13 protein-coding genes are annotated in these 13,198 nt (G+C 36.7%); 8 read left to right on the top strand and 5 right to left on the bottom strand.

Features of this window, described 5'->3' with window-relative positions; all coding sequences use genetic code 11:
- Nucleotides 1–2: 2 nt before the first annotated feature.
- Both F0145_RS13830 and F0145_RS13825 read right to left on the bottom strand, forming a co-directional pair.
- Entirely contained in the window at nucleotides 3–728 is a 726-nt protein-coding gene (locus F0145_RS13830; protein WP_150089010.1) for a sensor histidine kinase, read from the bottom strand.
- Nucleotides 721–2,238, bottom strand: coding sequence for an ATP-binding protein (locus tag F0145_RS13825; protein ID WP_150089009.1), 1,518 nt, complete (start codon nucleotides 2,236–2,238; stop codon nucleotides 721–723). Before F0145_RS13825 ends, F0145_RS13830 begins: the two co-directional genes overlap by 8 nt.
- Nucleotides 2,239–2,344: 106 nt before the next feature.
- On the opposite strand from F0145_RS13825, the gene F0145_RS13820 reads away from it, so the two are divergent.
- On the top strand, nucleotides 2,345–3,112 hold the full coding sequence (locus F0145_RS13820) for a class I SAM-dependent methyltransferase (RefSeq protein WP_223816056.1): 768 nt from the start codon (nucleotides 2,345–2,347) through the stop codon (nucleotides 3,110–3,112).
- A 198-nt stretch (nucleotides 3,113–3,310) separates the two neighbouring features.
- Here F0145_RS13820 and F0145_RS13815 read toward each other — a convergent pair whose 3' ends face one another.
- On the bottom strand, nucleotides 3,311–3,598 hold the full coding sequence (locus F0145_RS13815; RefSeq protein ID WP_150089008.1) for an STAS domain-containing protein: 288 nt from the start codon (nucleotides 3,596–3,598) through the stop codon (nucleotides 3,311–3,313).
- 278 nt (nucleotides 3,599–3,876) lie between these two features.
- Between F0145_RS13815 and F0145_RS13810 the strand changes: the two genes are divergently transcribed.
- Nucleotides 3,877–4,530 (top strand): response regulator, encoded by a 654-nt coding sequence (locus tag F0145_RS13810; RefSeq protein ID WP_150089007.1) that lies wholly within the window; start codon nucleotides 3,877–3,879, stop codon nucleotides 4,528–4,530.
- Between the two features lie 63 nt (nucleotides 4,531–4,593).
- On the opposite strand, the gene F0145_RS13805 is transcribed toward F0145_RS13810, so the two are convergent.
- Together F0145_RS13805 and F0145_RS13800 are read right to left on the bottom strand one after the other, a co-directional pair.
- Nucleotides 4,594–5,610, bottom strand: a complete 1,017-nt coding sequence (locus F0145_RS13805) for a YveK family protein (protein ID WP_150089006.1) — start codon at nucleotides 5,608–5,610, stop codon at nucleotides 4,594–4,596.
- A 325-nt stretch (nucleotides 5,611–5,935) separates the two neighbouring features.
- Nucleotides 5,936–6,853, bottom strand: a complete 918-nt coding sequence (locus F0145_RS13800) for a glycosyltransferase family 2 protein (RefSeq protein WP_150089005.1) — start codon at nucleotides 6,851–6,853, stop codon at nucleotides 5,936–5,938.
- A 242-nt stretch (nucleotides 6,854–7,095) separates the two neighbouring features.
- Here F0145_RS13800 and murJ point away from each other — a divergent pair, with 242 nt between their 5' ends.
- The 6 genes from murJ to F0145_RS13770 all read left to right on the top strand — a co-directional run bounded on the left by murJ (nucleotide 7,096) and on the right by F0145_RS13770 (nucleotide 13,194).
- Complete coding sequence (gene murJ / locus F0145_RS13795; RefSeq protein ID WP_190277551.1) at nucleotides 7,096–8,619, top strand: murein biosynthesis integral membrane protein MurJ; 1,524 nt, start codon at nucleotides 7,096–7,098, stop codon at nucleotides 8,617–8,619.
- Between the two features lie 119 nt (nucleotides 8,620–8,738).
- Nucleotides 8,739–9,491 carry an FkbM family methyltransferase gene (locus tag F0145_RS13790; protein WP_150089003.1) on the top strand — a complete coding sequence of 251 codons (753 nt, stop codon included), beginning with the start codon at nucleotides 8,739–8,741 and terminating at the stop codon, nucleotides 9,489–9,491.
- 229 nt (nucleotides 9,492–9,720) lie between these two features.
- Nucleotides 9,721–10,185 carry a hypothetical protein gene (locus tag F0145_RS13785; protein WP_223816055.1) on the top strand — a complete coding sequence of 155 codons (465 nt, stop codon included), beginning with the start codon at nucleotides 9,721–9,723 and terminating at the stop codon, nucleotides 10,183–10,185.
- On the top strand, nucleotides 10,182–11,300 hold the full coding sequence (locus F0145_RS13780; protein ID WP_150089002.1) for a DegT/DnrJ/EryC1/StrS family aminotransferase: 1,119 nt from the start codon (nucleotides 10,182–10,184) through the stop codon (nucleotides 11,298–11,300). Before F0145_RS13785 ends, F0145_RS13780 begins: the two co-directional genes overlap by 4 nt.
- Nucleotides 11,301–11,306: 6 nt before the next feature.
- Nucleotides 11,307–12,089 (top strand): class I SAM-dependent DNA methyltransferase, encoded by a 783-nt coding sequence (locus tag F0145_RS13775; protein ID WP_150089001.1) that lies wholly within the window; start codon nucleotides 11,307–11,309, stop codon nucleotides 12,087–12,089.
- Between the two features lie 16 nt (nucleotides 12,090–12,105).
- On the top strand, nucleotides 12,106–13,194 hold the full coding sequence (locus tag F0145_RS13770) for a hypothetical protein (RefSeq protein ID WP_150089000.1): 1,089 nt from the start codon (nucleotides 12,106–12,108) through the stop codon (nucleotides 13,192–13,194).
- The last annotated feature ends 4 nt before the right edge of the window (nucleotides 13,195–13,198 follow it).

Raw genomic sequence — 13,198 nt, 5'->3', positions numbered from 1 at the left:
AGTTATGTTGTTTCTAATATATGTAACGGCCAAAGCAAGATAAAACTGCTGCCTTCGCCTGCTTTTGCCTGGTTTATAGTTAAGTTACCGCCTGCAAAATTAGTAATACTCCTGGCAACCGTAAGTCCGGCCCCAATATTTTCAGTTTCTTCTTTGCTACGGGCAGTATAAAATAACGAAAATATTCTCTCCTGAATTTCTGGCGCAAAGCCAGAGCCATTATCGGTAATTAATAGCTGCAAAAAATTATTAACCCTAGTAGCGGTTAGCTGTATGGTTGTTAACTCTTTATCGGAGTGTTTCAGCGCATTGGTAAGCAGCTCGTTTATTACGGCGCTTAACTTTTGGTAGTAAGTAGTAAAACCTATCGGCTCGGCTTGTATGGTTATAAAGCTATTGTTGTTCCGATATTTTTCGCTGATGTTTTCTAAAAAAGCGGGAAGTTCTATATAACCGGTTTCCAGGTTAGTACGCGAAACCCGCGAAAGTGCCAGAATAGCGCTCAGCATTTTTTCTAAACGTTGGGCGCGATCCTGCAGTAATTTTATGTTTTGCTGAACATCGTCTGGAATATTGGGTCCTAAATCTTCGGAAATCCACCCCAATAAATTAGAAATAGCACGAATGGGGGCATTTAAATCGTGCGATACCAGGTATACAAATTCTTCGAATTCTTTTTTAACCTGCGCCAACTGTTTTTGGCATTGTACGAATCTATCTTCATTCATGGATAAGCGCGGTTTGGGAGTGGGCTACGGTTACGGGCAACATTATTGGCCAGGTAAAAGAAAAAGTAGTGCCTTGGTTTGGTTCCGAATCTACCCGAATGGCGCCATGTTTTTCTTCTATTATTTTTTTAACGATTGCCAAGCCTATACCGGTGCTTTCAATGGTATCGCGGGCTTCTATTGTTTGAAAAACGCCGAATATTTTTTCGTGGTACTCCTGCGGAATGCCCGGACCGTTATCGGCTACGCTAATTAAATAAACAGCGCCGTGCTCCTGTGCGGTTACGGTTACTTGCCCATTGGACTTGTTGTTATATTTTATAGCATTGCTGATTAAATTTACCATTACCTGCTGCAACAATATTTTTTCGGTAGTTATTAAAAGCGACTCCGTCGGGAATATAAAATTAAATCCGGGGGGCAGCACTAGCGATTCGGCAATTTCCTGCAATAAATCGCCAAATTCAAAAGTAGTTTGCTCAATTTTTGTCCGGCCAATGCGTGCGTAGGCCAAAATGCCATTAATCAAGTTTTCGAGGCGATGCACCCGCCCGCGCATTAAAGATAAATTTTTGCGGATGTCGGGGGTTGTTTCGCCAATATCTTCGTTTATCCATTCGGCCAGGTTGTTAATAGCCCGCAGCGGCGCTTTTAAATCGTGCGAAACCACGTAAGCAAACTGGTCGAGTTCCTGGTTCATTTTATTCAGGCTGGCAAAACTCTGCTGCAACTTTTTAGCCATTACGTTCATATCTGCCGATAAACTACTTAATTCATCGTGGTAATCATCGGTTAACGTAATATCAAAATTCTCGCGGGCCAAATTGCTGGCCAGGTTCTGCATACTGGAAATTCTTCTTTTAATGGTTTTACCCAGCAACAAAGCCGTAGCTACACCAATTATAAGGGCCAAAATGGTTAAGGCAATGCCCAACAGATCAGTTCGGTCCTGCGATATTTTCAGTATAGCTACCTGGGCATTTTTATTGGTGGTTTCGGCTTTCTGAATTAAACCGGTGAAATATTGAATAGTATCTATTTTAATTTTACCTTCTTCCTGGCTATAAGATTGGTAAAATAAGTGATTATAATGCTGACGGGCTTTTTCGCTGGTATTTACTTCGCGTTTGGCCTGTATTATAGGAGCTGCAACCGAGTCGTTCCAGCGGTTAAATTCCAGATCAACCTGGTTCAGGTAGTTAATATTATCTGGTTTGTCGCGGTTTAAATTTTTTAAAAGGCTAAGTTCAATCAAGTACGAAGCCATACCGGCGTAATAAGGTTCCAGAAAATTTTCTTTCCCAGACAACAAAAAACCCCTTAAACCATTCTGCGCGTTAACAACCGCGTGCTGCAAATTGCTGTTGGTTTGTATAATTTCGGAAGAAAGCAGCACCTGCTCAATGCTCTTTGCTACTTTCTGGGACTGCTTAAAATAAGCAAACGTAACAAACCCAAAAACCAGTAAAATAAACCCAATGCTTAAATATATTTTGGTAATAATTTTCATAAGAACCAGGGCCTGTTTAGCGTAAAGCTAAAGCAGCTATATAAAATTAAAAACAATTAAGCTGGTAATGTAGTAATTTGCGCCGCTTAATAAAAGTTCAGGCGTTTTGCCCCGAATTAACGAAAATTTAAGTTTAAAGGATAAAGAATACGTAGCCATGAAACCCGGAGCAGATATTATTGGCCATGCTTTGCAGGATTATTTAGCCGGAGAACAAGCGGCAACCATACAGGTTTACTCCGATATTGCTGACCCCGAAGAGTTAATCGCCGCCTACTTTTTTCGCAGCGCCGCCCAAATGCCCGAACTGGAAAAAATAGCTTTGCGCCATTGCCGGGGCAAAATCGCCGATTTGGGGGCTGGAGCCGGCAGCCACAGTTTAGAGTTACAAAATAATGGTTTTAATGTTACCGCTTTTGATATTTCGAAAGGCGCCTGCGCCGTAATGCGGAAAAGGGGCGTAAATAATGTAGTGCAGGCCGATGTTTTTAGTTTGGGCGCTGAGCAGTTCGATACCATTCTGATGTTAATGAATGGCATTGGTTTGGTAAATTCGCCGGATGGCTTAGTTTATTTTTTAGAACGCCTGAAAAATAATTTAGCTCCCGGCGGACAGGTAATTCTCGACTCTTCTGATATTACCTATATGTATTACGACGAAGAAGGCGCTTTGAACCTGGATTTAAATGCCGAATACCATGGGGTAGTAACTTACCAGATGGAATATAAAAATAAAAAAGGGCAGCCCTTTAAGTGGCTCTTTATTGAATTTCCGGTGTTGCAGGAATATTGCGAACAAACCGGTTATACCTGCGAATTATTGGCCCAAGGCGAAAACGACCAGTATTTAGCTAAGTTAACTTTGCAGGATTAAGAAGTTTTGTTTTAATTATAACTGTTATAAATTATTGATTCGCAAAGGTATGATTAATTTTTATGAAGTGTTACATGCATTTTTAACTAGTGTAAAATTAAAGAAATCTAAAAATCTAAAAATCTGATAGAACCAAGAAAAAATGAACTTACTGGAAAACGCTTTAAGAGACAGCCGTTTTCTCCGATCTTAGGTCCATTAGATCTTCCAGACCAAGCACCCGGAAAACGTACAGCACTTGTTCGCGCAGATTAAACAAAAGAACTTTATTTGCTTATGCTGTATTTCCTGAAAACGCGAAATAAATACTCCCAAGCCCCGCGACGATATATATTCTAGCTCTTTACAATCAACCTGAATCTGGGCCGGGTTTAATTGTATAAGCTCATCCAGTATTTTTTCCACGGCTTCGGCATTGCTGGCATCCAGTTCCCCACATAATTTTACAAGGTAGCTTTCTCCTGTTTTTTGGGTATATATTTTCATGGTGCCAAATATAAATCGGACTTTAAAAAATAATTAGCGGCATTTATTCTACACTTAAAAATAATAACCAGAATTTAATTTTTTGTAAGATTATATACCTAAAAAAATAAAATATTAATACGCATCTGGTTGATATACTTTGCTTTTGAACTGTAAGCCTACGTTTTTAGTTAAAATTATTTTAAGATTTAGTATTTTGAGCTGGTTACAGGCTACTGAATTAAAAAATTATCTTTTATAATTGCAGTCCTGATTACCTCAGCCAAGTTTTTTACCCCATGATTAAAGTAGTTTTAGTTGATGATCACCGGTTAATCCGCTGCGGATTACGTGCCCTTTTGCAAGACGAGCCTACCATAACCATAGCCGGAGAGGCTGAAAATGGAGTACAACTAATAAAGTTGCTGGAATCTACTGCCGTTGATGTAATATTAATGGATATAAAAATGCCGGAGATGGATGGTTTTGATGCCACCCAACATATTCTGCAACATTTCAGCTCGGTTAAAGTGCTGGCTTTAACCATGTTCGAAAGTGAAAATTATTTAAATAAAATGATGGAGCTGGGCGCGCAGGGCTATATCTTAAAAAATATACATAAAAACGAGTTAATACATGCCGTGCAAATGATAGCCAGCGGCAAAAATTATATTTCGGCAGAAATTACCCTTAACTTACTTAAAAAAAATAAACCATCCCTGCCTGAGCTTAATACAAACACCGCCATTCCCGAACTGGTAGAACTTTCCAAAAGAGAACTGGAGGTGCTTAAGCTCATTACCGAAGGCTTTACCAACGCCGAAATAGCCGATAAATTATTTACGAGCAAAAGAACCATCGACTCGCATCGCCAGCGCATTATTGAAAAAACCCAGGCCAGAAACACAGCCGCCTTGGTCCGGTATGCTATTAGCCGGGGTATTATTAGTTAGTTGAAGAAGCGAAACCTCTTATAAATTTTAAAAAATGCTAAAAGCCACCCAATGTATTCTTTTTTAGTTGCGTTCGGCTTCAAACTGGGACCGCAAATAGATTAAACCTCTGGTAACTATTTTAATTAGAATTACTGAAAAAGCTACTGCCAAGCCTAGCAGTAATCCCAGAATAGTATTTTTTAGCAGGGTGCCGCTTATAGGTTTGCCCAAAGCAGTAAAGGGTTCAATAATTTCAATTTCGGCATTAATGTATAATAATTTCTCTATGTCCATTAATTGCTCGTACAACCTTAAATCTTCACGGTAAATCTCCACGGGATTGGTACCTTTGTCGTCTAATATTACATTATTAGTGCCTGTTCGCCCGCCTGCCTGGTTGCGGTAACTCAATGCTATATTGCGCTTTAGGGTATCCAGGCTGCCCGATTCTTTTATTAACTTAGCTCTCCGGCTGCGCAAATTTGCTCTTTCAATTTCAATCCGTTTTTTAACGTACTTGTTTTGCTTCAGAAAGTTTACCAGCGAGCTGTCTAGTCCATTTAAGGCAGTTGTGTCATAAACTTGTACCTTAATATGAAAGGTGCTGTCTTCGGTATTTAACAAAATAGAATCCAGCCGGTGTTTATTGCCCTCCGTTTCTTTGTATAAATCAATCAGCAATTGTTTATTAGGCGAAACAACCGGTTCTATTTTAAGACTTTTTAACTGGGATGATTTTTTGACCGGAATATTCAGAATACGCGATAAAGCTGTATAATTACCTTCGCCAGCTAGAGCGTCCAGGTTCTGAATAGAATTATTAATGAACTCGCCTTTATAATAAACCGAACCAAGCGTCATTCGCGATTCGTAATAAGGACGAATAATATAAAAGTAAGCGGCACCAAGCACACCGCCTAATAAAGTAAGCGCGACAATTAGTTTTAAGTTTTTAGCCGCAGTTTCAAAAAATAAGAAGAAAAATTTAAGAATCAGGTAGAAAAAATTCCGGATAAGTCTGAAAAAAGAATTGAAAAGCTCTTTTAAATCAATGGTGTCGTTTTCTTCTGAAGGTCTTCTTTTCTTTTCTAATTCCATAGATACTAAAATGAAATATATTATTCGCTTAACTTAGTAAGTTCTGACAAAAATAGCTTTTAAGTTTCATAAGTCAAATAAATCTATCACCATAATGGTCTATTATATTGAGCTACTATATAAACATTATTATTATAAACTAATATGTTAACTATGACTCAGATATAGAGTCTCTATCATCCTACAGTTTATATATGCCACATATTGTTTAGGTAAAATAATTGCTCTTCAAGCCAAAAACCTATCAGACTATAATGAAAACTTAATAGAATTATAAAAATATAAATACTAAAATTATATAATGGTTAATAAAAAGCTAAATGCTTTATTGAACAATTTTTTTAAGATTTAAAACTGTTTTTAAAATTGGAGTGGGTAAAAAAGTAGAGGCCCATACTGACAATGCTTTCGGGTTCTTTTGATAACGTAAAGCTTTATTTATTATTTCCCTAGAAGTTTCTTTATTATATATTTTCAAGAATAGTAAAGAGGCTTTGGTATAGTGTTTGGAAAGGGTTTTAGGACCACAATATTCTAAAATTTCTTTTTCATATTTATTAAATAATTTTAGCCAATCATTAGCATAAACATGCCTATTTGTTATTGTCTGGTTGCCTGCATCATTATGAATAATGACCAATGCTTCCTTAATCAAAGCAAATTTGTTTATCTTTGCTAATCTAAGACAAACATCATCATCCTGACAAGTGATAAACTCTAAATTAAAACCACCTAGAACATCTAAGCTTTCTTTTCTTACCATCAGGCTCGTTGGATTGCAAATGTAGCCTTGTTCTAATGCTTCTTTGTATAAATATCCTTTGATAGAATATTTTCTGCTGGTTTTGAGCACCCCATTATCCAAATACCCGGCCCAACAGTACGAACATCCTACTTCTGGATCCAATAAAAACTCATTTAATTGTTTCTCTAAATAATTAGGAAGCCATTCATCATCTGAATCTAAAAAGGCAATATATTTCCCTTTTGCTTTAAACAGACCTGTATTTAGAGCCGCATTTTGACCTTGATTATATTCATGTGAATGAAACTTTATTCTTGGATCCCTATCTGTGTAATTTCTAACCAATTCTAAAGTATTGTCCTTAGAGCCATCGTCAATTATTAAATACTCGTAATCTTCAAATGTTTGTTTTAGTACACTATCAATGGCTCTTTCAATAATATGAGCTCTATTGTAGGTCGGCGTTATAATTGTTATTAAGGGCTTACTAAATTCCATTACTTAGTTACAAATAAATTTAATTGTTAAAGCTTTAATGTGTGCAGAATAGATAATATTTTTGCAGGAATTGTATTTTATAGAAACAAATATAATAGTTTGAAAAATAATGATTGCAAGTTGCTAGCTAGAAAAAATAATAGGATTGGCTAAGCCGATATATTTATATTATTCACGAAAAATAATATACTTTTGGTTCTAAATCAATAAACCAGTTTAAAATATCATCTAATAAGTTACTCTTGAACGCTTTAAACCTTTTAAAATCTAATTTAATATTAAGTTTTATAACTTTATTGGGAATGCTTTTTAATTTTATTTCTCAGTTGGTTATTGCAAGCTTGTTCGGGACTACTATTGAGAGAGATGCTTATTTTGTTGCAATGGCATTTCCTGCCTATTTAAGTGCCGTATTACTTGGAGCATATGGAGTAGTATTCCTACCTGCATTTATTCAAAAACAAAAAGACGGTTATAAGAAGAGTAAAGTTTTTGTTTCTAATAATATTAATATCATTTTTATCATCGTTACGGTTGTAACTATAGGCGGAATTATTTACGCTAAAGAAATTTTAAGTTTTACTGCAGCCGGTTTAAATGGAGAAGAACTTGACTTGGCCACTCAAATTTTTAAATTTCTTTTACCTGTAGTAATCTTTCAAAGCTTAATAAATATTTTATCATCTGTTTCCCAGTCGCAAAATAATTTTGTTTTGCCTGCAATTTCGCCAATTGTTACTTCCATTGTAAGTTTAGTCTTCTTGATTATTTTGTTTCCTTATTATGGTATTTTAAGTTTAGCTATCGGAACTTTGGTTGGTAACTTTTTATCTCTTCTGTTATTTATGCCAGTATTAACAAAAAATTATACCTTTCATATAAATTTTTATGATAAAGATTTTCATAGAGTTGTGATTATAAGTTTACCATTGCTATTATCTGGATTAATAACAAGATCTAATAGCCTGTTTGAAAGGTTTGTAGCTTCTACCTTGCCCCAGGGAAGTATTTCTTATCTGGGTTATGCAACACAAATTCAAAATATTCTTTGTTCGGTTGCCATAAGCAGTATAGGTACAATTATTTTTCCTTTATTAGCTAAGAAGTGGGCGGAGAATGATTTAGATTTGACTAGAAAATATTATTCAAATGGCATTAGATTAATTTTGATAATCACAGTTCCTATTGCTATATTGTTTGTTTTTGAAGGAGAAGTTGTAATTCAAATGATTTTTGAAAGAGGTAATTTTCTTCACGAATCTACTATTATTGTTAGTAGGGTGTTTTCTTTACTGGCTCTTTCTTTTATTTGCACCAGCTTAGCAAGTGTTGTAAGTAAAATATTTTATTTAACCGGCAAAACTGTGGTTGTATCCTTAACAGAAGTATTTGTTAGTTTAGTCTACTTTTTAATATCTCTGTTGCTAGTAAAGGATTTTTCTTTTTACGGTCTTGCAGCGGCCTCAAGTTTAACTACCTTCATGAGCATTTTAATTATTCTTTACTTAGGTAACAAACTACTCAAGGGAATTGATTTTGTATATATATTAAAAGGACCAGCAATTGTATTAATTTTTTCAATAGCATCTATTACAATAATTGACTACCTATTACTACCACATATAGTTGGTCTTAATATTTATTTGCTCAACTTTTTATTAATTTCCAGCTATTGTTTTTTACTATATTTAATGTTGGTTCTTATTAAATTTAAGGAACTGGTAACCTTAAATTTATTTATATTAAAGTTTTTTGATAACCGCTAATTTAAAAGGTTTTGGATATTGAGCCACTTTAAATATCTATCCTTGCTTGATAAAGATTTCTTCTGATTTGATACCTTGAATAATAATTTAAACAGAAAATTGCTTAGAATATTTTTACTATGAAACATGAATTAATACGTTTCTACCGTTTTATTCAGTTGTTTGGAATAATTCACGGAACTCGTTTATTCTTTAATTTTATTCTGAATAAATTTAACGATATTAAAATTCCATTTATTAAAAGTTCAATAACCTTAAGGCCTGGCACATCAGATCCTAAAGCCTTTTATCAAATTTTTGTTGAGAAGGAATATGACCTGACTTTTCCGGATAATCCTAAAATAATTGTTGACGGTGGGGCTAATATAGGGTTATTTACCATTCTTATGAAGAATAGATTTCCGGATGTAAAAATCATTAGCATTGAACCTGATAAGGATAATTTTAAAATATTGCAAAAGAACGTTGGTAGCTATAGTGATATCCATTGTGAAAATTGTGGCATCTGGCACAAGGCAACTACTCTGAAAGTTTATGATAAGTATGAGATTGGTAAATGGGGTATGGTTGTGGAAGAAGATAATGATGAAGGCAATATTGCGGCTCTCTCCATTGATGCTATAATGAATAAATACGCGATTGATAGGATTGATATTTTGAAACTAGATATCGAAACAAGTGAGAAGAAGGTATTTATGCATAATTATGAGCGTTGGCTTCCGAAGGTAAAGATGATAATTATTGAACTACATGACTGGATGGAGGATGATTGCGCAAAACCATTTTTTACAGCAATAAATAATACCTTTAATAGGTACGAATATAACATAAAAGGAGAGAACACGATTATCGTCAATAAAGATTTAGAGTAAGCGCTTATTTTTATTAGCAATTCCCCGAGTGCTTAGTGTATACTAGCTTAATACCCATATAAGCTTCATTCATGTTTCTTTAGGAGGAATTTTAATAAAAAAATAGAAAATCACTAGATTTGTGCCTGGCTTAAAATTTAACCTACCTGACTAAAATAATTAAAGAAATTAAAAGTTATTTTATTTAAGCTAATACCTCCTAGAAGACGAAACAAGCTAACATCGCCTTATGAATACTGACTTAAAAGAATTGAATCCGGAAGTGGAAGAGATAAAATTACCGGTAGAAGTTATTACCGACCAGGTGCATAACACTACGCTCTGCCATATTGTTAGGGCTAATTATTCGCCGCAAACCACCGAATTTTTTACGCCTAATTCTTATTCCCAGCAGTTAGGGATTATCAAATACAATAAAAACGAATCTATTAAGCCCCACTACCACAATGTGGTAAAGCGGGAGGTGTTATTAACCCAGGAGGTTTTGTTTATCCGGAAAGGAAGAGTGAAGGTAAACTTGTACGATAAAGACCTGCATTTTGTAACCAGCCGTATTCTGCTACAGGGCGATACCATCTTATTGGCCTCGGGCGGTCATGGTTTTGAAATGATGGAAGACTCGGAAATGCTAGAAGTTAAACAAGGACCTTACAGCGGCCACGCCGCCGATAAAACCATTTTCGAAGGCGTATGATATTAGTAAACGAACCTTTATTTCTTGGTAACGAAAAAGCTTATTTAAACCAGTGTATCGATACGAATTGGGTGTCGTCGGATGGGCCTTTCGTAAAAAAGTTTGAAGAAATGTTCGCCGCCTATTTGGGCGTAAAGCACGCGATAGCTGTTAGTAATGGCACCGTGGCGATAGAATTGGCCATTGCGGCTTTAGATTTGCAACCCGGTGACGAGGTGATTTTGCCGGCGCATACCATTATTTCTTGCCCAATGGGTATTATCCGGCGGGGGGCGGTACCGGTGCTGGTAGATGTAGATTCGGAGACCTGGAACTTAGATGTAAACCAGGTAGAAAGTAAAATAACTCCCAGAACTAAGGCCATTATGCCGGTGCATATATTTGGGCAGTCTTGCGATATGCAGCCAATACTAGCGTTAAGCCAAAAGTACGGTTTATATATTATTGAAGATGCAGCCGAAGCCCATGGTGCGGAGTATAACGGTCAAAAGTGCGGGAGCATGGGGCATATTGCTACTTTTAGCTTTTACGCGAATAAGATAGTTACCACCGGTGAAGGAGGTATGGTTGTTACCAATGATGACGTTATTGCCGAACGGGCCCGATCTTACCGTAATCTTTGTTTCCAGCCGCAGCAGCGGTTCTTACACGAAGAACTGGGTTATAATTTCCGGTTAACGAATCTGCAGGCAGCTTTGGGCGTTGCTCAAATGGAAAACATAGAAAAACTAATTGCCATAAAGCAGGAGCAAGGCGCAAATTACACCAGCCGTTTGCAGGATACACCGGGTATTCAACTGCAAAAAGTCGAGCCCTACGCTAAGCACGTTTATTGGGTATTTGGTTTGTTACTCGATGATGCCGTTCCGTTTGATGCTTTTGACTGGGCTAAACAGCTTTTGGCCAAGGGTGTACAAACGAGGCCGTTCTTCTGGCCTATTCACGAGCAGCCTGTTTTTCATAAAATGGACTTGTTTAAAGAAGAAAGCTACCCGGTAGCCTCAAAATTGGCTCGTCGGGGTTTATACGTACCCAGCGGCATGGGGCTGAAAACCGAAGATTTAGAAAAAGTTTGTGTTATTGTAAAAGAAACCTTGTCGGTTTACGCAGCATAATAATTTATGGAAATTACGCAATTCGAGAAATACGCTTCGTTTTACGATATGCTTTACCAGCATAAAGATTATAAAGGCGAGGCCGCGTACATTGAAGAAATAATTAACCAATTTGTAAATAAGAACCGCGAACATACCCAGGTTTTAGATTTGGCTTGCGGTACCGGCAAACATATTTTCGAACTTTATCAGCAAGGTTACCAAGTTACGGGCAGCGATATTTCAACCCAAATGATAGAAGTAGCCCGAGAGAAAGCCTTACTTAACAATTTTGAAATTTCTTTTTATAACCATTCTTTTCAGGAGGCCGATAAAATAGAAGGAAATTATGATTGTGTTATTTCTATGTTTTCGGCGGTTGATTACTTGACCAATTACCGCGATCAGGTAAAAGCCTTTACCAATATTTATAATTTATTGGCCGATGATGGCGTTTTTATATTCGATTTCTGGAACGGCAATACGGTAGTGAAAGAATATTCGCCGGTTAAAGTTTTAAGAAAAAGCAATGGTGATCAGGAAATAATGCGGATATCCGAAACCAAGATTAATACCTTAAATCAAGATGTTTGGGTGAAGTTTACGTGTTTCCTGTTCGAAAATAATCTGAAATCCCTGGAGTTTACCGAAACCCACCACCTGCATTATTATTACTTACCCGAGATAGAAAACCTGCTGACGCAGTGTGGATTTACAATAGAACATAAATGCCCGTTCCTGAAACTACAGGAAAATATTACTGATGCCGACTGGAACATCAGTATTGTGGCCCGGAAAAATAAAAAATAAAGAAAGGCTTGCCTGTATGAGAGTTCGGATTGTTTGTTATGAGGACGTTGATGCTTGGATTCTGGGAAAATTTGCCAGAAGACTGCATGAACAACTGGTAAGTTTACAAATTGAGGCTGATATTGCTAAGGTGCCGGACCCATCGGCTGACATCAACCATCATATTATCTACCTGGAATATGAAGGAAGGACCAGCCCAGTAGAAACCCTGATGATTACCCATATAGATGATATCCGGAAACTTAACCTGGTGAAAAGGCAACTCCAAACTGCACAGGTTGGCATTTGTATGTCGGAAGGCACCATGATAGAACTGGCTAATAGTGGTATACCGCGCGAAAAATTAGCTTTTATTAATCCGGCTCACGATGAGGTAATGCAGCCCCGCAAAATTAAAATTGGCATAACAAGTAAAGTTCAGCCCGACGGTTGCAAAAGAGAAACCATGCTATTGGAGTTGTCGGAATATATTTCGCCAGCTAATTTTGAATTCGTGATCATGGGCTTTGGTTGGGAGCCAATCCTCGATAAAATTAAAGCCAAGGGTTTTTCCGTAACCTATTACCCGGAGTTTAATTATAAAATTTACCTGGACTTAATTCCCGTCCTTGATTATTATTTATACCTGGGTATGGATGAGGGCTCTATGGGGTTTATGGATGCTTTAGCGGCCGGTGTAAAAACAATCGTTACACCTCAGGGCTACCACTTGGATGCCGACTGCGGTATTACCCATGCCTTTGTTACGATAGATGAATTAATAAGTATATTTAATAAAATAGCCGCTGAACGCCAGGCCCTGCTTAATTCTATCGCCTCCTGGAACTGGAGAGATTATGCTTTAAAACACCTGGAAATTTGGCATTATTTAATTAAAAAGGAAAAGGGCTTACCCCTGAATGGTGCTGCCCAGGGTAAGTATAAAGATGGTTTAAATTCTTTATTGAACCTGAAAGTTAATTCTTTAGCTTCGGACCAGAAATTACAGTATAAGTTTAAATTGTATAAAGGCGCCTTCGACCGAACCCTGTATAAGCTTAGAAAAATAAAAGATTTTAAAACATTAAAGAAAAAGATAGCCAATAATTTAGCTAAACGGAAGTAAAGAA

Source organism: Adhaeribacter rhizoryzae (assembly GCF_008629685.1).
GTDB classification, from domain to species: domain Bacteria; phylum Bacteroidota; class Bacteroidia; order Cytophagales; family Hymenobacteraceae; genus Adhaeribacter; species Adhaeribacter rhizoryzae.
This window is presented reverse-complemented; position numbering and strand designations above follow the sequence as displayed.